Source organism: Amycolatopsis sp. CA-211722, assembly GCF_056828465.1.
Map to the genome: position 1 here is coordinate 3,466,652 of NZ_CP184752.1, position 18,998 is coordinate 3,485,649.

The 18,998-nt window shown below is 70.2% G+C and carries 15 protein-coding genes and 1 other RNA gene; 13 read left to right on the plus strand and 3 right to left on the minus strand.

The features are described 5' to 3' along the window. Positions 1-8: 8 nt before the first annotated feature. The 10 genes from rnpB (at position 9) to ACOCEP_RS17200 (ending at position 11,164) form a co-directional block, all read left to right on the plus strand. An RNA gene (rnpB, locus tag ACOCEP_RS17155) (RNase P RNA component class A) lies at positions 9-407 on the plus strand. Positions 408-797: 390 nt separating this feature from the next. Further along, on the plus strand, positions 798-1,661 hold the full coding sequence (locus ACOCEP_RS17160; protein WP_482338368.1) for an SCO6745 family protein: 864 nt from the start codon (positions 798-800) through the stop codon (positions 1,659-1,661). Positions 1,662-2,104: 443 nt separating this feature from the next. Then, positions 2,105-2,374 carry a hypothetical protein gene (locus tag ACOCEP_RS17165; RefSeq protein WP_125695577.1) on the plus strand — a complete coding sequence of 90 codons (270 nt, stop codon included), beginning with the start codon at positions 2,105-2,107 and terminating at the stop codon, positions 2,372-2,374. Between the two features lie 9 nt (positions 2,375-2,383). After that, positions 2,384-2,860: a hypothetical protein gene (locus ACOCEP_RS17170; protein ID WP_076153445.1), complete on the plus strand. Its 477-nt coding sequence runs from the start codon at positions 2,384-2,386 to the stop codon at positions 2,858-2,860. Positions 2,861-2,863: 3 nt separating this feature from the next. Then, positions 2,864-5,827: an ATP-binding protein gene (locus ACOCEP_RS17175; RefSeq protein ID WP_482338370.1), complete on the plus strand. Its 2,964-nt coding sequence runs from the start codon at positions 2,864-2,866 to the stop codon at positions 5,825-5,827. Beyond that, positions 5,824-7,989 carry a magnesium transporter gene (locus tag ACOCEP_RS17180; protein ID WP_482338372.1) on the plus strand — a complete coding sequence of 722 codons (2,166 nt, stop codon included), beginning with the start codon at positions 5,824-5,826 and terminating at the stop codon, positions 7,987-7,989. Before ACOCEP_RS17175 ends, ACOCEP_RS17180 begins: the two co-directional genes overlap by 4 nt. 3 nt (positions 7,990-7,992) lie before the next feature. Beyond that, complete coding sequence (locus tag ACOCEP_RS17185) at positions 7,993-8,589, plus strand: hypothetical protein (RefSeq protein WP_482338374.1); 597 nt, start codon at positions 7,993-7,995, stop codon at positions 8,587-8,589. Between the two features lie 4 nt (positions 8,590-8,593). After that, entirely contained in the window at positions 8,594-9,592 is a 999-nt protein-coding gene (locus ACOCEP_RS17190) for a C40 family peptidase (RefSeq protein WP_482338376.1), read from the plus strand. Between the two features lie 101 nt (positions 9,593-9,693). Then, positions 9,694-10,932 carry a hypothetical protein gene (locus ACOCEP_RS17195; protein ID WP_482338378.1) on the plus strand — a complete coding sequence of 413 codons (1,239 nt, stop codon included), beginning with the start codon at positions 9,694-9,696 and terminating at the stop codon, positions 10,930-10,932. A gap of 34 nt (positions 10,933-10,966) precedes the next feature. Then, positions 10,967-11,164 carry a hypothetical protein gene (locus ACOCEP_RS17200; protein ID WP_482338380.1) on the plus strand — a complete coding sequence of 66 codons (198 nt, stop codon included), beginning with the start codon at positions 10,967-10,969 and terminating at the stop codon, positions 11,162-11,164. Between the two features lie 153 nt (positions 11,165-11,317). Here the strand turns inward: ACOCEP_RS17200 and ACOCEP_RS17205 are convergent, their stop codons facing one another. Further along, the gene (locus ACOCEP_RS17205; RefSeq protein ID WP_126736528.1) at positions 11,318-12,283 is read right to left on the minus strand and encodes an ATP-binding protein; all 966 of its coding nucleotides are present in this window, start codon (positions 12,281-12,283) and stop codon (positions 11,318-11,320) included. A 134-nt stretch (positions 12,284-12,417) separates the two neighbouring features. On the opposite strand from ACOCEP_RS17205, the gene ACOCEP_RS17210 reads away from it, so the two are divergent. Both ACOCEP_RS17210 and ACOCEP_RS17215 read left to right on the plus strand, forming a co-directional pair. Further along, entirely contained in the window at positions 12,418-13,827 is a 1,410-nt protein-coding gene (locus ACOCEP_RS17210) for an RNB domain-containing ribonuclease (protein WP_482339747.1), read from the plus strand. Then, positions 13,824-14,585, plus strand: a complete 762-nt coding sequence (locus tag ACOCEP_RS17215; protein ID WP_482338382.1) for a helical backbone metal receptor — start codon at positions 13,824-13,826, stop codon at positions 14,583-14,585. The genes ACOCEP_RS17210 and ACOCEP_RS17215 overlap by 4 nt, the downstream gene beginning before the upstream one ends. Before the next feature lie 54 nt (positions 14,586-14,639). On the opposite strand, the gene ACOCEP_RS17220 is transcribed toward ACOCEP_RS17215, so the two are convergent. Further along, a complete protein-coding gene (locus ACOCEP_RS17220; protein WP_482338384.1) occupies positions 14,640-16,070 on the minus strand; it encodes an aldehyde dehydrogenase family protein in 1,431 nt (476 codons plus the stop codon). Beyond that, positions 16,067-17,398, minus strand: a complete 1,332-nt coding sequence (gene gabT / locus ACOCEP_RS17225; RefSeq protein ID WP_482338385.1) for a 4-aminobutyrate--2-oxoglutarate transaminase — start codon at positions 17,396-17,398, stop codon at positions 16,067-16,069. The genes ACOCEP_RS17220 and gabT overlap by 4 nt, the downstream gene beginning before the upstream one ends. Positions 17,399-17,508: 110 nt before the next feature. On the opposite strand from gabT, the gene ACOCEP_RS17230 reads away from it, so the two are divergent. After that, positions 17,509-18,975: a PucR family transcriptional regulator gene (locus ACOCEP_RS17230; RefSeq protein WP_482338387.1), complete on the plus strand. Its 1,467-nt coding sequence runs from the start codon at positions 17,509-17,511 to the stop codon at positions 18,973-18,975. Positions 18,976-18,998 lie beyond the last annotated feature (23 nt).

Genomic DNA, 18,998 nt, shown 5'->3' on the forward strand with positions numbered 1-18,998 from the left:
CCGACGGACGAGTCGGCGGGGCGGCCGCGAGCCGGGAAACCGGTTCGAGGAAAGTCCGGACTCCGCAGGGCAGGGTGGTTGTTAACGGCAACCCGGGGCGACCCGCGGGACAGTGCCACAGAAAACAGACCGCCCCCGTTCGCTTCGCGGGCGGGGGTAAGGGTGAAACGGTGGTGTAAGAGACCACCAGCGTCCTGGGTGACCAGGACGGCTAGGTAAACCCCACCCGGAGCAAGGCCAAGAGGGAGCCGCGAGGCTCCTGCGCAGGCGATCGAGGGCTGCCCGCCCGAGCCTGCGGGTAGGCCGCTCGAGCCCGCCGGCGACGGCGGGCCTAGATGGATGGCCGCCACTCGCTTCGCCGCAAGGCGGGGCGGGGACAGGATCCGGCTTACACGCCGGCTCGTCCGTACTTCTTTCAGGGCCGACGTTCCGTGAAGGCCTCCTTGAGGGACCCAGAGTCCCTCAAGGAGGCCTTCACGGAACGTCGGCTGCGGTGGCGCGCGATGCTCGAGTACATGAAGGCCCCCTTCATTGCGCCTGGCGCAATGAAGGGGGCCTTCATGTACTCGAGGGATGAGCGGTGGGTCGTGAAGGGCTACTTACCTACCCTGGGAGGGGGGAAGGAGGCCTTCATGGGCCTCGGCTGCGGTGAGCCGGCCGGCCGCGGTGGGCGCGAGGGCCACCAGCCCAGCCGAAAACAGGCGCCCGACCTGCGGAAGTGATAGCAAAGGTCCCTTGCTCCCACCGCCGCCCCTTCGGACGCTGCGCCCGTCGCTACTTGTCGGTAGTCTCCCCTCATGGGTGAAGCGAGTCGCGTCACGGGACGGTTCCGCGGGACGTTCGATGTACTGCATTCCCTTACCTACTTCGCGCCCGAGACGGAAGCCGCGCTCACCGGCGTGGGTCTCCGTCCAGGGCGCATGACGTACTTCGCGGGCCGCGCGGCGCCGATGGGCGCGGTGGGACCTGCCGTCGTCGCGGCGACCTTCTACAACTTCAACCCCGAACTCGTCGCCCGCCACATCCCGCGCGCGTGGACGCTCGCCACGCCCGAAAAGATCATCGAGGCCCGGTTCGAAGCCGTCGACGCGACGCTGACCCGGCTGCTCGGCAAGGAGACGCTCGGTTCCGAAGAGGTCGCCGAAGCCGCGGAGCTCGCCCGCGAGGCGACCGGCGGTTGCCAGGTCGACGGCCGCCCCCTCTACGCCGGGCACGCGGGTCTCGGCTGGCCGAGCGAGCCGCATCTCGTCCTCTGGCACGCCATCACCCTCCTGCGTGAGCACCGCGGCGACGCCCACATCGCCGCGCTCGTCGCGAACGGGCTCGACGGGCTCGCCGCCTTGGTCACGCACACCGCCACCGGCAAGGGGTTCCTGCCCGCCGCGGCCAAGCAGTCCCGGGGCTGGAGCGACGAGCAGTGGGACGGCGCGGCGGTCAAGCTCCGCGAACAGGGCATCCTGGACGACCAGGGCGGCCTGACCGAGGCCGGGAACGATCTTCGCGAACGGCTCGAAGTCGCCACGAACGCGGCGTCGACGGGGCCTTGGGAGCACCTCGGTGAGGAGAAGACGAAGCGGCTTCACGAGCTGTGCGGACCTTTGAGCCGCCAGGCCGTCGAAGCGGGCGCTTTTCCCGCGAATGTGTTCTCCACGGGCCGATAATCACGCTATGTAGTGAAAATGCGGTCTCCGTTTTCGCTTTGGGTAACGGAAGCGTGACTTTCGCTTGATCGGCACTCATGTTTTTTGTCGAATGCGTGTTCACCCAGCGGACTCGGGAGAAGCCACCGAACGAGTCATGTCACACTGGTCGAGGCCGAAATCGCCGCGGCCGACCCGTACTCACAGTGAGCAAGTTGCCTCGCAACCGAGTGAGGCCGTCAGCACACTGCGAAATACGGGTGGCCGGGGTTAATCCTGACGACCCTTGCAACGATGATGGAGACCGAGGATGGTCGTGGTGCTGTGCCTCGCTCTGTGAACTGTAGACAAAACGACATCTACAGAGCGCGCTTTGACCACTACGCCTCGTGACGCCATGATGTTCGAAGCACCACCGAGCCAGAACCGCGCGATCCCCCTCTCCGCGCACCGGGAGTAATGCGATGATGACCTTGACCACCCTCGACACGCTGGCCCAGGGCGGAGAGCTCGGCACCGGCAACGTCCGCACCTGGCTGATCGACAACATCATCCCCCTGGTGCTGCTGGCCGTCGCGCTTCTCCTGCTGTGGCTGGGCGGTGGCAAAGGGGACAACGCGGGTGTCATGCGCCGACTCGCCGGTGTCGTGATCGCGCTGGCGATCATCGGCCTCGCGGTGAGCGGCGCCGGAGTCAACGTGGGCCAGTGGATCGCCGGCCTCTTCACAGGCTGAGGGCTCGCGTTGCGTATCCGGACCGATGACGAGGTTTACCGGGTCGACGCCGTGTGGCTCGGCCCGCCGAAAGCGACTTTTCCCTGGAGAGCCCGCTACGTCGCGTGGCTCGTCGGTATCCCGGTCTTCCTGCTCGTGCTCACCGTCGAACGGTGGGCGGGCTGGAGCTTCGGGTTCTTCTCGACCGCCTGGGCCTTCGTCGCCACAATTGTGATCACCAGATTGATCACGGCCAAGATCAGCCACGAGCGTCCGCTGGGCGCCGTGGCCGCGATGGCGGCGAAAGAGCTCAACACACCAAGAGAACGGACCACGGGCACGGGTGGCGCCGCCAGCGCATCCCGCGTCCGGGTACGGGCGAACCGCCCGCTACCGAAGCACCGCAGGAGACGGCAGTACCAGCACCACGGCTACGGCGGCGGCGCCGGAGCTCAGGGAACACCACGAGCGCGTCGGAGCCGCCCCGCGGCTCGGGCCGGGAGGTAGTCGTTGTTCGGTCGCGGCGGAAGCCGAGGAAAACGTGATCGAGATCTGCAGCAAGGGGCCTGGCACCCGCCCCAGCAGGTCCGCTCCGCGCAGCCCAAGAAGGCCGGCAAGGGGAGGCGGCTGCCCGGCGAGGCGGCCATACCCTCGTATACCCCGTCGATCGCGGCGCGAAGCATCGACGGGCACCTGTTGCGCACCGGTTATGAGGTCTACGCCTGGTACCGGCTCGCGCCGCAGCGCTGGTCGTTCCGGTCGGATTCGCAGCGCCGCGACCTGATCGCGGCCATCGCGGGCCAGTACGCGGAACTCCAGGGCCGCTGGCTGCACCTGCGCGTGACCAACCGGCCGTACCCGATCCGCATGTGGGCCGAGGCCCACGTGCACAACGCCGTCGGCCGTCCTCAGGACGTCCAGGGCGCGCTGTCCTTCGACGACTACCTCATCGGCGAGCAGCAGCAGCTGATGGGCCGTTCGATGGCCGAGAAAGAGGTCTACCTCGGCGTCCAGGTGCAGACCAGGCGGATGATCGACCGCGCGGTCGAGAGCGCCGCCCCGGTGCTGCGCAAGATCCTGCCGGAGGCCGTCGACGCCGAGCTGGCCGCGCTCGACTCCGAGGTCGAACACCTCGACCAGGTGATCGGCTCCGCCGGGCTCGAAGGCCGTCCGGTGCACGCCGAGGAGATGTCCTGGCTGATGCACCGCTCGTGCTCGCTGGGCCTGCCCGCGCCGCGCAACATGCCCGCGGTCCCGGGCGCCGCCTGGGAGCCCGAGGACCTCGCCAGCTTCACCGACGCGGCGGATTTCCACGCCGAGCCGTACGCGCCCACGGTCACCGTCCGCGGCCGCACGGGGTCGAACGCCGGGGTCTCCCGGCATCTCGCGGTCCTCACCGTCGGCCAGATGCACGGCCTCCAGATCCCCGAGGTCGACGACCCGTGGATCCAGCACGCGGACCGGCTGCCCGCCGCGGTCGAGGTGTCCGCGCGGATCTACGTCCGGCGCCCCGAAGAGGTCGCCGGTGAGCTGCAGCGCCAGATGAACAAGGTGCGCTCGCAGGTCAAGCACTACACCGACGAGCACGAGCTGGAGCCGCCGCAGTCGCTGGCGCGCCAGGCGGGCCGGGTGCTGGAGATCGACGACGAGATGACGTCGGGCTTCACCGCGCTGGCCACCCGGGTGCGTTCGTGGTGGCGGCTGGCGGTGTCCGGGCCGACGGAGCGCGACGCGCTGCGCCTGGCCCAGCAGCTTCTCGACCTCTACAAGCCGAAGATCGCCGTAGAGCATCCCGAGGCGCAGTACGCGCTGGCCAGGGAGTTCATCCCCGGTGAGCCGCTGGCTTCGGCCGCGTACATGCGCCGCGGTTCGGTCGTGTGGGCGGCGTCGTCCGTGCCGACGGCGACGGCCGAGGTGGGCGACCGCCGCGGCATCCTGCTCGGCGAGACGGTGACCGCGACCCGGCGCCCGGTGGCGTGGGACCCGTGGATGGCGCAGGAGATCCGCGACGGTTCCGGCCTGACCGCGATGGTCGCGGGCCTCGGTGGTGGTAAGTCCTTCCTCGGCGGCGGCATCGTCTACAAGACGCTTCGCGCGGGCGCGCACTGGACGATCCTCGACCCCTCGGGCCCGCTGTCGCGGCTGTGCGACCTGCCCGAGCTGCGGCCGTACGCGCGGCCGATCAACCTGCTCAACGCGCAGCCCGGCATCCTCAACCCGTACCGGGTGGTCGCCGAGCCGCAGATCGAGCACTTCATGGACGAGGACGACCCCGAGCGCTCCTGGCGGCGGGAGAAGGCCCTCGCCGGCGCGACCCGCCGACGTCTCGTGCTCGACGTCCTCACCGGTGTCCTGCCGTACGAGGTCTCGCGGATGGCGCAGACCCGGATCGTGCTGCTGCGCGCCGTCCGCGCGGTCGGCGGCCGGTTCGACGCCGACCCGGGCCAGGTCATCGACGCACTGCGCCGGGACTCCAGCGAGCACCACGAGCACGCCGTCGTCGTCGCGGACTTCCTCGACGAGATGCGCGAGCGGATGGCGCTGCTCATCCCGGAGAGCGACGCGGACCCGTACTCCGAGACCCGCGACGACCGGATGACCGTGCTGACCATGGCGGGGCTGACCCTGCCCAAGGACGGCGTCCCGCGCGAGTACTGGACGGACGCGGAATCCCTCGGCGTCGAGATGCTGAACCTCGCCGCGTGGCTGACGCAGCGGTCGGTGTACGAGAAGCCGAAGGAACTGCGCAAGGGCGTCTGGATCGACGAGGCGTTCTTCCTCTCCGAGGTCCCGACCGGCCGCGTGCTGATGAACCGCTTCGCGCGTGACTCGCGGAAGTGGAACGTCCGGGTCCTGCTGTCCTCGCAGATCCCCGCGGACTTCCTGAAGATCCAGGGTTTCGTGGCGCTGCTGGACTCGGTGTTCGTCGGCCGTCTCGACGACGACGACGCCCAGGCCGACGCGCTGCGCCTGCTGAAGGTCCCGGTCGGTGTGGGCTACGAGCAGGTCGTCGCGGCGCTGGGCCGCCGTCCCGGTTCGCAACGCGATCTCCAGCGCGACGTCGAGCCGCGGCAGTTCATCTTCGGTGACGGCGCCGGCGGCGTGGAGCGGATCCGCGTCGACTTCTCCGGCCCGCATCTGGAGCACCTGCGCCGGGTCATGGACACCACGCCGGGTTCGCCCGACGCCAAACCGTCCAGGCCGGGCAACGAGCTGGCGGTCCCGGCGGAGAAGCCGTTCGTGGCTTCGCCGCCGGAAGACGACTTCGAGCTCGAAGAGGACTTGGAGCTCGCGGCCGAACTCGAGGTCGGTCTCACCGACGAGCAGATGCTGGGCTCCCCGGATCCGCTCGCCGCGGAGACGGGTGAGGTCCAGGGCGCCGTCCAAAATGGACACAGTGGTGCCAACGGTAACGGGGGTCAAGGCGAGCACGCGCGCGCCGGCAAGGGTGGCACCGGCAGGGATGCCGCATGAACACGGTGATCACCCTGGCGTTCGTGCTCGCGTTCGCCGCCGGCTGGCACGCGCTGCGCCGCCGGCTCAAAGAGGGGCCGCGGCCCGGCAAGACCAGACCCAGCCGCCGCGCGACGATGTTCGTCGTCATGGTGATCCTGGGCCTGCAGGCCGTGGCGACCGCTCCGGCGGCCTCGGCGGCCGCCTGTGGCGAGGCCCCGAACCCGGAACGGCCGGGCGCGGGCATGGTCGGCGCGCTCGACCCACCCGCCACCGCTCGCGGTGAAGGCGGCAGCCCGTACAACGTCTACGGGTACGCCGGACACGTCTGGGACACCTTCGAAACCGACTGCGGCCCGCTCGCGGGCATCACCTCGCCCAACTCGACGATCGACACCTGGGCGGGCAACCAGCTGTTCAACATCGGCAAGAACATCGTCGGTGCCACGAACTCGCTGCACTACACGGTGTTGCAGGGCAGCCTGCTCAGCCCGCTGTACAACGCCGTCAAGGCCGGGGCCGAGAAGGTCTACAACAACATCTACGCCCAGTTGTTCGGCCTGGCCGCGCTGATCATGTCGATCATGTTGTTCCGCAACATCTGGCGCGGCGATCTCGCCGCGGTCAGCAAACGGGCGCTCTACGGGCTCGCCGCGGTCTGGCTGGCCGCGTCCTCCTTGGCGCTGCTGAGATTCCTCGATCCGATCGACAACGCGATCGTGCAGACCACGACCAACATCCAGGCCGGGTTCATCGACGAGGCCAAGACCCCGCCGCCGTCCCAGCCTCAGCCGCCCAACGCGCAGCCGTGTCAGGCGACCCCGGAGGCCGTGGCCGCGCGCCAGCCGTGGGACCGGGTGCCGACCGAGCTGCATTGCCGGGTCGTCTACGACAACTGGCTCCGCGGCGAATTCGGCAGCCCGGACTCGCCGCAGGCGATCCAGTACGGCCCGGCCCTGCTGGACGCGCGGGCGTTCACCTGGGGCCAGATCCAGCAGGGCGGGGACGCCGACACCGCGCTGGTCGACTCCAAGAAGGCGGCGTTCAAGGACATCTCCACCAAACTCGGCCCGGCCACCGGGTACTTCACCGGTGAGGACGGCAGCCGCGTCGGCGCCGGTTTCCTTTCGCTGGGCCAGGGGATCTTCTACTCGCTGTTCCAGTTGCTGGCCAAGGCCACGGTGCTGCTCGCGCAGGTCCTGATCAGGATCTTCGTCCTGACGGCTCCGCTGATCGGCCTGATCGCGCTGCTCCAGCCGCAGATCATGCAGCGCATCCTGAAGGTCGTCGGCGCGGTCGCCTTCAACCTGATGGTGCTTTCGGTGCTGGCCGGCGTGCACACCCTCCTGCTGGAGGCCATCTTCACGGCCGGGAACTCGTTGTCCCTGCTGACGAAGATGGTGCTGGCCGCCATCATCACCGTCCTGCTGTTCATGGTCGGCCGTCCCGTGCGGCGGCTGTGGCAGATGGTAGAGATGTCCGTCGGCATGGTCGGCGGCGCGATGCCGTCGCCGCGCGGCGGGCTCTTCTCCCGCTTCCGCAAGAAGAACAACGAGCCGACCCCGCAAGACGCCTTCTGGCAGAACGTCCGCGACACCGACGACGTCGTCGACGGCGACCTCCGCGGTCCTGTGGGCGCGACGGTCGGCGGCGGGCGGTTCCGGCCGGAGGCGACGATCTTCGCCAGCTCGCAGCGGCTCGACAACGGTTCCGGCGCGATCCGCCCCGCGGCGGCGTGGTCGGGAGCGCCGTGGCCGGGTGCCGTCGGCGGTGGCGGCGGGCTGCCCGCGCTGCCGTCCGGTGGTGGCGGAAGCGTTCCCGTGTTCGGCCAGTACAACCCGTCCGCGGGCAATCCGGGCGACTCCATGTTCACCTCCGGCGGCCGGAGCCCGATCCAGGTCCCGAGCCGCCGGGTCGACACCTCGCCGGTCGCCGACCGGCGCTGGAGCGACGAACCGGAGCCGGTCGTGGTGCCGTCGAGGATGAACTCCACCGGCGGCGGCTACACCACCCCGGACTATTCGGGCGCAGTTCCGGTGCAGGCGGGGCCATCGACGCCGCGTCCGCGCCGCGTCGACCCCGAGGTCGTCGCGGGCAAGCCGGTCTTCGTGCTGTACCGGCCGTCGCGCGGGCTGGAGGTCCGTGAGGAAGTCCGGGACACAGACCACGCAGTGGGCCGGTGACCCATGCCGATCCGGACCAACCGCGGGCGCACCGCGGTCTACCGCAGACTGTGGGGCTGGCCGTTGCGCTCGCCCCGCCACCTCGTCGGCACGCTGGTGATCCTCGCGGTCGTGCTCACCGCCCTGGGCATCCTGCTGCCCAAGGCCATCGGAAAACCGGGACAGACGGCCAGCGGGCCGGGTTCGTCGGCGACGGCCACCTCACGCTCCGGCGTCGCGGCGCCGGTGACCGTGACGTCGACCTTGCCGCCGAGGCTCACCACTCAGCCTCCGCCGTCTTCCGCGCCACCTGACCAGGACGGTGTCCGGGTCGCCAAGGAGTGGGTGACGGCATGGGCGAACCATCCCGACGGCACGACGACCGATCAGTGGCTGAGCGGCCTGAAGCCGTACACCACCGACGAGTTCTGGTCCACGGATCTGCGGACGGTGGATCCCGCCAACATCACCGCGACCAGGGTTTCCGGGGAGCCGCAGGTCGCGTCCTCGGTGGTCGGGTCGATGGAGGTCGACGTCCCGACGGACGGGCCCAAGGTCCGGGTCACCGTCGTCAAGACGAACCCGGGATGGCGGGTCACCAAGTTCACCCAAGCGGGCTGACCCGATGAAGATCGGGCTCATCGTCGGCGTGCTGATCGCCGCGGTCTTCGCCGCGGTGGTCACCACGAGCACGGTCACCAAGGTGGTGACCGATCATGTGGAGGCCCAGTCGGGCGGGGTCGTCAAGACCTCCTGCGACGCGTCGATCGGGCCGACCCTGCCGGGGCAGACCGATCGCGGTTCCTCGGACATCAACAAGCTGGACGAGGAACAGAAGGGCATCGTCGCGCTGATCATCTCGATCGGCAAGCAGCGCACGCTGTCCCCGCGCGCGTGGCAGGTGGCGATCCAGGCCGGGATGACCGAGTCCAAGCTGCGGAACCTGACCTACGGCGACCGCGATTCGCTCGGCATCTTCCAGATGCGCCCGTCGATGGGCTGGGGCACCGTCGCCCAGGTCACCGACCCGCCGTACCAGGTCAACAAGTTCTACGACGTCCTGCTCGCGGTGCCGAACTGGGAGAACATGCGGCCCGGCGACGCCGCGCAGCGGGTCGAGCGCTCCGGTTTCCCCGACCGGTACCACAACTGGGAACCGATGGCCGCCCTCCTCGTGCAGAACGAGGGCCAGATCGTCGACGTCGTCGGCTGCGGCACGAGCGTCGGCAGCGTGGTGCCGCCGAGCCAGGCGGCCGCGCAGGCCATCAAGTTCGCCCTCGCCGAGCAGGGAAAGCCGTACGTCTGGGGCGCCACCGGACCGAACAGCTACGACTGTTCGGGGCTGATGCTGCGGGCCTACGAGTCGGCGGGGATCGTCATCCCGCGGGTTTCGCGTGACCAGTACAAGGGCGGCGCGATGCTGCCGGTGCGGCAGGCGCAGCCGGGTGACCTGCTGTTCCTCGCCACCGTGCCGTCGAACCCGGCGACCATCCACCACGTGATGATGTACCTGGGCGACGGCAAGATCGTCGAAGCGCAGCAGACCGGGGTGCCGGTGCACATCCGCGACTTCTCCTTCGACGAGGCCGAAGTGGTCGCGCAGGCGGTCCGTCCTGGCGTTTAGCATGGTGAGCGCGTGGTATCGCGATCGCGGGACCATCGGATTCACCCGAAGTGGCGGCCTGTCCACCGGCACGCGGCCGCACACTGGCAGAGGATAAGAACGTGGCACGGAAATTCGGAAGGCGAGGCAAGCCCGCGGCGGGGAACGGCCCGGAGGTCGATCCCCGCGATCTCTTCGGCACCGCCCAGCCGGCGCGGCAGGCGGCGCGGCCGGCGTCGAGCACCCCGCTGGCCGACCAGCTGAACCAGGGCTGGCCGGGTGTCGATCCCGGTTACGTCGTGCTGCCGCGTTCGCTGGCCGAGGGGATGTCGCTGCCCTGGCAGCAGCAGATGGCGGCCCTGCTGGCCCAGTTCCACCAGGAGAACGCCCGGCTCGCCTGGCCGATCTACCGGGTCGTCCCGTCGCGCTACGAAAAGCTCGTCGATCTCGACGAGGAACAGCTGGCGGAGGCCGGCTACCTGGTCGAGATGGACACCGAAGGCGAGATGGTCTATCGCGAGCGCAGCGGCCGGAAGGTCGAGGATCCGGCGAACACCACGGTGCTCGTCTCGTGCCTGGACCCGATCCCGAAGCCTTCGCAGCGTCAGGCGCCTCCGCCGCCTTCGCAGGCCGCGCCGCCCGCGACCGGGCAGCCGCCGCGCGCCCCTGCGCCGATGAACATCGGTCCCGCGCCGGTGTGGCGGACGGTCGCGCCGCCTCCGGGGCCGCCCGCGCCGCCGTTGCCGGGCACTCAGGGGGCTCCTGCGCCTCAGCCACCCGCGTCTCAGGCTTCCGCGCCTCAAGCACCGGCTTCGCAGGCTTCCTCGGTGCAGGCGACTGGCCCGCAAACCGCCGCGCCTCAAGCACCGGCTTCGCAGGCTTCCGCGGCTCACGCGCCCGGGCCGCAAACCGCCGCGCCCCAGCCACCTGCGCCTCAAGCACCTGCGCCTCAGGCCGCCGCTCCGCAGACGTCCACGCCTCAGGCGCCGCCTCCGCTGCCCCAGCCAACGCGGACGCAGCCGGTGAACCAGACGCCCCCGCCGCCGGTGAGCGCGCCGCCTTCCACCCCGGAAGCCCCGGCCGCCGCCGCGCCGTCGCAGGCCGAACCGGAGCCGCCCGTGGCGCCGCCGTCGTCCGCGATGCCCCCGGGTCCGCCTTCGACGCAGCCGGTGTCGCCTCCGCCGGGAATCCCCATGGCGCCCGAACCGGCGACCCCGCCGCGCGGCGTCCCGATGCACCGGGGCTGGTTCGACGAACTCGGCGAGAACGTGCCGGAAAGCTCGAAGGTCGATCCGCCCGAGGGCGGCGAGTTCGGCCCGACCGGCGATCCCACGGAGATCCCCTACCGCTATCGCAAGTGATGACAGGACGTCCCGGTGATGTCAGGCTTGGCGTATGTCGAGCGACCCGAACCCTGATCAGGGCTGGTACTTCAACACCAAGACGAACCAGGTCGAGCACCTGGAACGAGGCCGGGGCGTCGACCTCCTCGGCCCGTATCCGGACGAGGCGACGGCCAGGCGCGCCCTGGAGATCGCCAAGGAACGCACCAGGCAGGCCGACGCCGAAGACGCCAAGTGGAACGGCGACTGACCCACTCGTGAGTGGTGAGGACGGTTAGAACCGTCCTCACCACTCACGAGCACCTGTGCCGGCCGCTCGCCCCACCTTCGCGCACGTTGCGAAAGCCACTTTCCCAACCTTCAACGTTGCGAAAGTGGCTTTCGCAACATGCCGCACCGCGGCTCAGGCGTCCTGACGGGCGAGCGCCGGCCCCAGCACGAACTCCGGGTCCACCTGCGCGGTGAGGTCCTCCCCGGCCCGCCCGCTGCCCCACGCCCGCGCGTTGCGCAGGTGGAACTCGACGCCCTGACGCTGGTAGCGCGCCCAGTCGCGCCGTTCGCCGTCGACGGTCGCGAGCATCGAGCCCAGCGTCGCGAGGTTGTGCGCCTCGAGTTCGCCGATCGGGCGCGCGCGGCCGCGTTCGGCGGCGCGGACGTGCCGCGAGTTCTCCATCCAGCCCAGCAGGGCGTCGCCGACCTCTTCGCGCAGGAACTCGATGTCCTCGTCCTCGGTCACCTTGTTCCCCACGACGACCAGCCGCACACCGAAGTCCCGCGCGTAGTCGGCGTACTGCCGGTACACGCCGACGCTGCGCACCGTGGGCTCACAGACCAGGAACGTCACGTCGAACCGCGTGAACAGCCCGGACGCGAACGCGTCGGCACCGGCGGTCATGTCCATGACCACGTACTCGCCCGCGTCGTCGATCATGTGGTTCAGCAGCAGCTCCGCCGCTCCGACCTTCGAGTGGTAGCAGGCGACGCCCAGATCGTCCTCGTCGAACTGCCCGGTGACGCCGAGCCGCACCCCGCCGAACTCGCGGAAACAGGCCTGGAAGATCGGGTTGTCCTCGAACGGCCGGACCAGCCGCGAGCCGCGCCCCGGCGGCGTCGTCTTGATCATCGACGCGGCGTCCGCGATCCGCGGGTTGTCACCGCGCAGGTATTCCTTGATCAGGCCCATGTTGTCGCCCAGCGTCGGCCACGCGATGGCCTCTTCCTCGCTCGCGCCGAGCGCGACGGCGAGGTGCTGGTTGATGTCCGCGTCGATCGCCAGAACCGGTTTCCCGCCGCCGGCCAGGTACGCGGTGAACAGCGACGCCAGCGTGGTCTTGCCGCTGCCGCCCTTCCCGACGAACGCGATCTTCACGCCACGGCCCTTCCTGTCGTTGTGAAAAGGGTATCGGTTTTCATTTCGGCCCGTAACGTACACCCGACCGGCCCGCACCCGAACGGGCGATCAACGGGGCCGGATCGGGATAGGGTTGGGTGGTGCCTCCACTCGTGATCAGGACACACGCGGCGGGAGGGGACTTCGGTCACCTTCGGGCCGAGTTCTCGCTGCCGGAGTCGTTCGGGCCCGACGTACTCGCCGAGGCGGAGGCGGCGGTCGTCGACCCGCTCGAGTCGGCGGGCGAACGTGAGGACGCCACCGGTCTGCCCTTCGTCACCATCGATCCGCCCGGCGCCAAGGATCTCGACCAGGCCGTGCTGGTCGAGCGCGTCGAGGGCGGCGGGTTCCGGGTCCACTACGCGATCGCCGACCTTGCCGCGTTCATCCCGCCGGGTGGCGCGCTCGACAAGGAGGCACGCCGCCGCGGGCAGACGCTCTACCTGCCCGACGGGAACGTCCCGCTTCATCCGCCGGTGTTGTCCGAGGGCGCGGCGAGTCTGCTGCCGGGGGAGACCCGGCCCGCCGTGCTGTGGACCATCGACGTCGACGCGAGCGGCGAGCCGACGGCGACCAACGTCCGCCGGGCGCTGGTCAGGTCCACCGAGCAGTTCGACTACGAGACCGTCCAGGCGGCGATCGACGCGGGCGACCCGCATCCTTCGGTCGCCGCGCTGCCGGAGCTGGGCCGTCTGCGCCGCGAACTCGCGATCCGGCGCGGCGCGGTGGAGCTGCAGCTGCCGGAGCAGGAGATCAGCGGAGATCCCGATGGCGGCTGGGCGCTCATCCAGCGGCCGCGTAACGACGTCGACGCGTGGAACGCCGAGATCTCGCTGCTCACCGGCATGGCGGCGGCCAAGATCATGATCGGCGCCGGGATCGGGGTCCTGCGCACGCTGCCCCAGCCCGACGCCGAAGCGATCGACTGGCTTCGCCGGTCCGCGCAGGCGTTGAACATCGACTGGCCCGAGGGCAAGAGCGTGTCGGAGTTCCTGGCCGCGCTCGATCCCGGCCAGCCCGCGTCCATGGCGCTCTTCGCCGACACCACCAGGCTCCTGCGCGGCGCCGGGTACACCGCGTTCGACGGAGAGCTCCCCGCGTTGACCACCCACGCCGGGATCGGCGGCGCCTACGCCCACGTCACCGCGCCGATCCGCCGGCTGGTCGACCGGTTCGCCACCGAGATCTGTCTCGCGGTGAGCGCGGGCCGCGAAGTGCCCGAGTGGGTCCGCGCGGCCCTCGCGGAGGTGCCGGAGCAGATGACCGCGTCCGACACGCTGGCCGCGAAGGTCGAGCGTGCCTGCATCGACCAGGTCGAGGCCTGGGTCATGGCCGAGCACATCGGCGAGGAGTTCGACGCGATCGTGCTGCGGGCCGACGACGCCAAATCGGAGATCCTGATCGAGAATCCGCCGGTGATGGGCAAATGCGCGGGCGAGAAACCGCCGGAAGGCGAGCGGATCCGCGTCCGGCTCACGGCGGTGGACGTCGACAAGCGGAAACTGTCCTTCGAGCGGGCATGATCGACGACCTCGGCGAAGTCGTCCCGCTGCGCGAACCGGCGACGCGGGTGGTCTCGCTCGTGCCGTCACTGACCGAGGCCGTCGAGGTGAGCGCGCCGGGACGGCTGGCGGGTGCCACGGACTACTGCACCCATCCGGTGGATCTGGACGTCCCGAGGGTGGGCGGCTCGAAGTACCCGAACGTGGACAAGGTGCTGGAACTCGAGCCGGATCTGGTGCTCGCCAACTCCGAGGAGAATCGCCCGGATGACGTGGAACGCTTACGTGCCAACGGGATTCCGGTCTGGGTGATGGAGGCGTCGGCGACCGTGCCCGGCGCCCTCGCGTCGATCCGGCGGATCCTGACGCAGGCTTACGACCTCGCCGAACCCGAGTGGCTGGTCGAGGCCGAAGAGATCTGGCGGGAGACGCTGCCGGAGCGCTTCCGCGCGGTCGTGCCGGTCTGGCGGAAACCGTGGATCGTGCTCGGTAGGGACACTTTCGGCGGCGACGTCCTCCATCGCGTCGGGATCGGCAACGTCTACGCCGACCACGAAGAGCGCTACCCGCGTCCGAAGCTCGACGAGCTCCAGGCGCGCTTCGCGGCCGGAGACGCGAATCTGCTCGTGCTGCCCGACGAGCCGTACGAGTTCACCGCGGACGACGGCCCCGAAGCGTTCCCCGGCGCGAAGCACGTCCTGGTCTCAGGGCGCTACCTGACCTGGTACGGCCCTTCGCTCGTCGAAGCCCACTCCCACCTCACGCATTTAGTCCTCTAAATGCGGTAGTTCGCGTTACGAACCAGCGCATCTAGAGGACTAAATGCGGGGGTGTCAGAGGGTCAGGCCGGTCAGGACGGTGACGCGTTCCTCGGTGAAGTCCGCCATCGCCGACGCGGGCCCTTCGCGGCCGACGCCGGAGTCCTTCACACCGCCGTAGGGCATCTGGTCGGCGCGGAAGCTCGGCACGTCGCCGACGAGCACGCCACCGACTCGCAGCTTCGCGGACACGTCGAACGCCGTCGGCAGGTCACGCGTGAACACTCCCGCCTGGAGGCCGAAGCGCGAGTCGTTGATCCGGCGCACCCCGTCCTCCACCGACTCCACCCGCGTGATCGACACGACCGGCCCGAAGACCTCGTCGGCCATCACCGACGCGTCCTCCGGCACGTTCGCGAGCACCGTCGGCTCGACGGTGGCGCCGTCACGTTTGCCGCCGGCCAGCAGTTCGCCGCCCGCCTCGACGGCCGCCGTGATCCACGATTCCACCCGGGTAGCGGCGGCGGTGTTGATCAGCGGTCCGACGTCCACGCCGTCCGTCCGCGGGTTGCCGGTCCCGAGCGCGCGCACCTGCTCCAGCACCTTCGCCTGAAGCTCGTCGTAGACGTCGGCGTGCGCGTACACGCGCTGCACCGAGATGCACGACTGGCCGGCCTGGTACATCGCGAACGTCGCGATCCGCTGCGCCGCGAAGTCCAGGTCCGTCCAATCGGGACAGACGAGGACCGCAGCGTTGCCACCGAGTTCGAGCGCGACGTGCTTGCGCGGCACGCTGTCCCGGATACCCCAGCCCACCGGCACGGAACCGGTGAACGACACGACGGGCAGCCGCGGGTCCGAAACCAGCTTGGCCGATTCCTCGTTGCTCACCGGGAGGATCGACCAGCTTCCGGCGGGCAGGTCGGTCTCGGCGAGGATCTCGCCGAGCAGCAACGCGGTGAGCGGTGTCGCGGGTGCGGGCTTGAGCACGATCGGCGCACCGACCGCGATCGCCGGAGCGACCTTGTGCGCCACCAGGTTCAGCGGGAAGTTGAACGGCGTGATGCCCAGCACCGGGCCCTTCGGCACACGGCGCACGAGCGCGAGCCGCCCGGTTCCGCCCGGGTCGGTGTCGAGGCGCTGCAGGTCACCGGAGAACCGGCGCGCCTCCTCGGCGGCCCAGCGGAACGTCGACGCCGCGCGCCCGACCTCGCCGCGCGCCCACTTCAGCGGCTTGCCCGACTCGGCGGTGATCAGCTGAGCCAGCTCTTCGGACCGCTCACCCAAAACTCGGGACACGTGGTCCAACGCGCCCGCCCGGACATGCGCGGGCAGCGTCGCGAACTCGTCCTGGACGTCGTGCGCCGCCTGCACGGCGGTCTCGATGTCCGAAGTGGACGGAACGTGGTGTGAGCCCGCCTCGCTTCCGTCGAAGGAGTGACGGACGACGACGGTCTCGCCGCCGGCGACCGGCTTTCCGGCTACCCAGTAAGGGAAGGTGGTCACTTGGAAGCCTCCGTACGGACAGCGTGCTCCAGGACCGACAGGCCCTCGTCGAGCAGTTCGGTGGACAGGGACAGCGGCGGCAGTAGGCGGACGACGTTGCCGTAGGTGCCGCAGGTGAGGACGACGACGCCCGCCTGGTGGCAGGCCTGCGCGACCCGCTTGGTCAGGTCGGCGTCGGGTTCGGTGGTGCCGGGCTTGACGAACTCGGCGGCCAGCATCGCGCCGCGACCGCGGACGTCACCGATCACGCCGGTCTCCTCGGCCAGTGCCCGCAGCCTCGGCAGCACCGTGTTCTCGATGCGCTTCGCCGACGCCGCGAGGTTCTCCTGGCGCATGACCTCGATCGAGCCGAGCGCGGCGGCGCACGCGATCGGGTTGCCGCCGTACGTCCCGCCGAGCCCGCCCGGCGGGACGGCGTCGAGCAGTTCCGCGCGGCCGGTGACCGCGGCGAGCGGCAACCCGCCCGCGATGCCCTTGGCGGTGGCGATCAGGTCGGGGACCACGTCTTCGTGCGTGGACGCGAACCACTCGCCGGTGCGGCAGAAGCCGGTTTGCACCTCGTCGGCGACGAACACGACACCGTTTTCGGTGCACCAGGCCGAAAGCGCGGGAAGGAAACCGGGAGCGGGCTCGATGAAGCCTCCCTCACCCTGCACCGGCTCCAGTACGACGGCCGCGACCTGGTCGCCGCCGATCTGCTTCTCGATCCGGTCGATGGCGATCCGCGCGGCCTCGGGGCCGGACAGGCCGTCGCGGTAGGGGTACGAACCCGGCACCCGGTAGACCTCGGGCGCGAACGGACCGAAACCGTGCTTGTAGGGGATGGACTTCGCGGTCAGCGCCATCGTCAGGTTGGTGCGGCCGTGGTAGGCGTGGTCGAACACGACGACCGCCTGGCGGCCGGTCGCGGCGCGGGCGATCTTCACGGCGTTCTCGACGGCTTCGGCGCCGGAGTTGAACAGCACCGAACGCTTCTCGTGGGTGCCCGGCGTCAGCTTGTCGAGTGCTTCGCACACCTCGACGTAGCCCTCGTACGGCGTGACCATGAAACACGTGTGCGTGAACCGGCCGGCCTGCTCGCGGACGCGGTCCACGACGGCGGGGACGGCGTGGCCGACGTTGGTCACCGCGATACCGGAACCGAAGTCGATCAGGACGTTGCCGTCGGCGTCGGTGAGCAGGCCGCCTTCGGCCGAGGTGACGTAGACGGGCAGCACCGAACTCACGCCCGCGGCGACGACGGCGGCGCGTCGCTCCTGCAGGGCGCGCGAGGCGGGGCCGGGGATCTCGGTGCGCAGCCTGCGCTGGGTTTCGGTGGTGACGGTCACGGCCAGACTCCTGCGGACGCGAGGGACGGTGGTCGCCCTCCAGGATGAGAGCCGCGCCCGGCGCCGTCAGCTCGACATCTTGTCGATATCAAGGCGTAGAGTTGGACAACATGGCACTGACCCTCGCCGCCCTCGTGGCCGAACGCCCGCTCGGCCTGCGGGTGCGCGCGGCCGAGGCAGGGCTCGGCAGGGCGATCGGCTGGGTCCACCCGACCGAACTGACCGATCCGCAGGCCTTCCTCGAAGGCGGCGAACTGCTGCTGACCACCGGCCTCGCCCTCGATGAGACCACGTCGCCCGGGTACATCCGGCGCTTGGTCGACGCGGGCGTGGCGGGGCTCGGTTTCGGGGTCGGCCTCAGTCACGAGAGCATTCCTCAATCCCTTGTGGACAGTGCGAACCAGGTCGGGCTGCCGGTGCTGGAGGTGCCGAGGAAGACGCCGTTCATCGCGATCACGCGCGCGGTCTCCCGCGCGGTCGCCGCCGACGAGTACGCGTCGCTCGTGCGCACCGGCAAGGGGCAGCAGGAGCTGACCAGGACCGCCGTCGGCAAGGGTGGCCCTGGTGGGGTGGTGCGCAAGCTGGCGAAGCTGGTCGATGGCTGGGTGCTCCTGCTCGACTCGGCTGGCGCGGTCACCGAGGCTTCGCCCTCCGCACGGCCCTTCGCCGATGAACTCCAGGACGACTTCGCGCGGCTGCGCGCGGGCACGCTGATGACGGGGGCGGGGGAGTACGAGGTCGTCCTCCAGACGCTCGACACCCGTGCCCGGGGAGTGCTCGCCGTCGGCACCCGCGAGCCGCTCGATGCCGCGGGCCAGCACATCGTCAACACCGCGGTGTCCTTGCTTTCCCTTGCCCTGGAACAGAACCGTGCGCACCTGGACGCCGTGCGACGGCTGAGGTCGGGGCTGTGCGACCTGCTCGCCGCCGGACACGGCGAACTCGCCACGCGGACGATGAAGTCGCTCTGGGGTGGTGCCCCGGAGGCGCCGTGGTCCGTGCTGGCCGTCGCCGGCCCCGCGGGCGCGCGCCGCTCGCTCGCCGACGCGCTCGACGCCGAAGCGGCCGGGGACAAGGTGTTCTTCGGCGAGTCCGGGGCGTTCGTGCTCGCGCTCGGCGACGTGGAGACGGCCGTCCGGCAGGCCTCCCGGATCGGCGGGCTGCACGCCGGGCTGTCCGATCCGGTGTCCACAGTGGACTTCCCGGCCGGGCTCCGGCAGGCGAAACAGGCGGCGGAAGCGGCGAAGGCCGAGCGTATCCCGTTGGTCCGGTTCGCGGAGCACGCCGGGCGCGGTTTCCTGGAAATGGTCGACTCCCAAGCGGCGCAAGCGTTTTCGGACAGCCTGCTGGCGCCGCTGCGGCACCATGACGAGACCGGTCGTGGCGAGCTCGTCGCGTCGCTGACCTGCTGGCTCGAACACCACGGTCACTGGGATCTGGCGTCCGCGCGGCTCGGCGTCCACCGGCACACCCTGCGCAACCGCATGCGCAAGGTCGCCGAACTGACCGGCCGCGACCTCGATTCCCCTGGCGTGCGCGCCGAATTCTGGCTCGCGCTACAGGTCAGCGGGGGCTGAAGGACGCTTTCCCCGCATGCGAC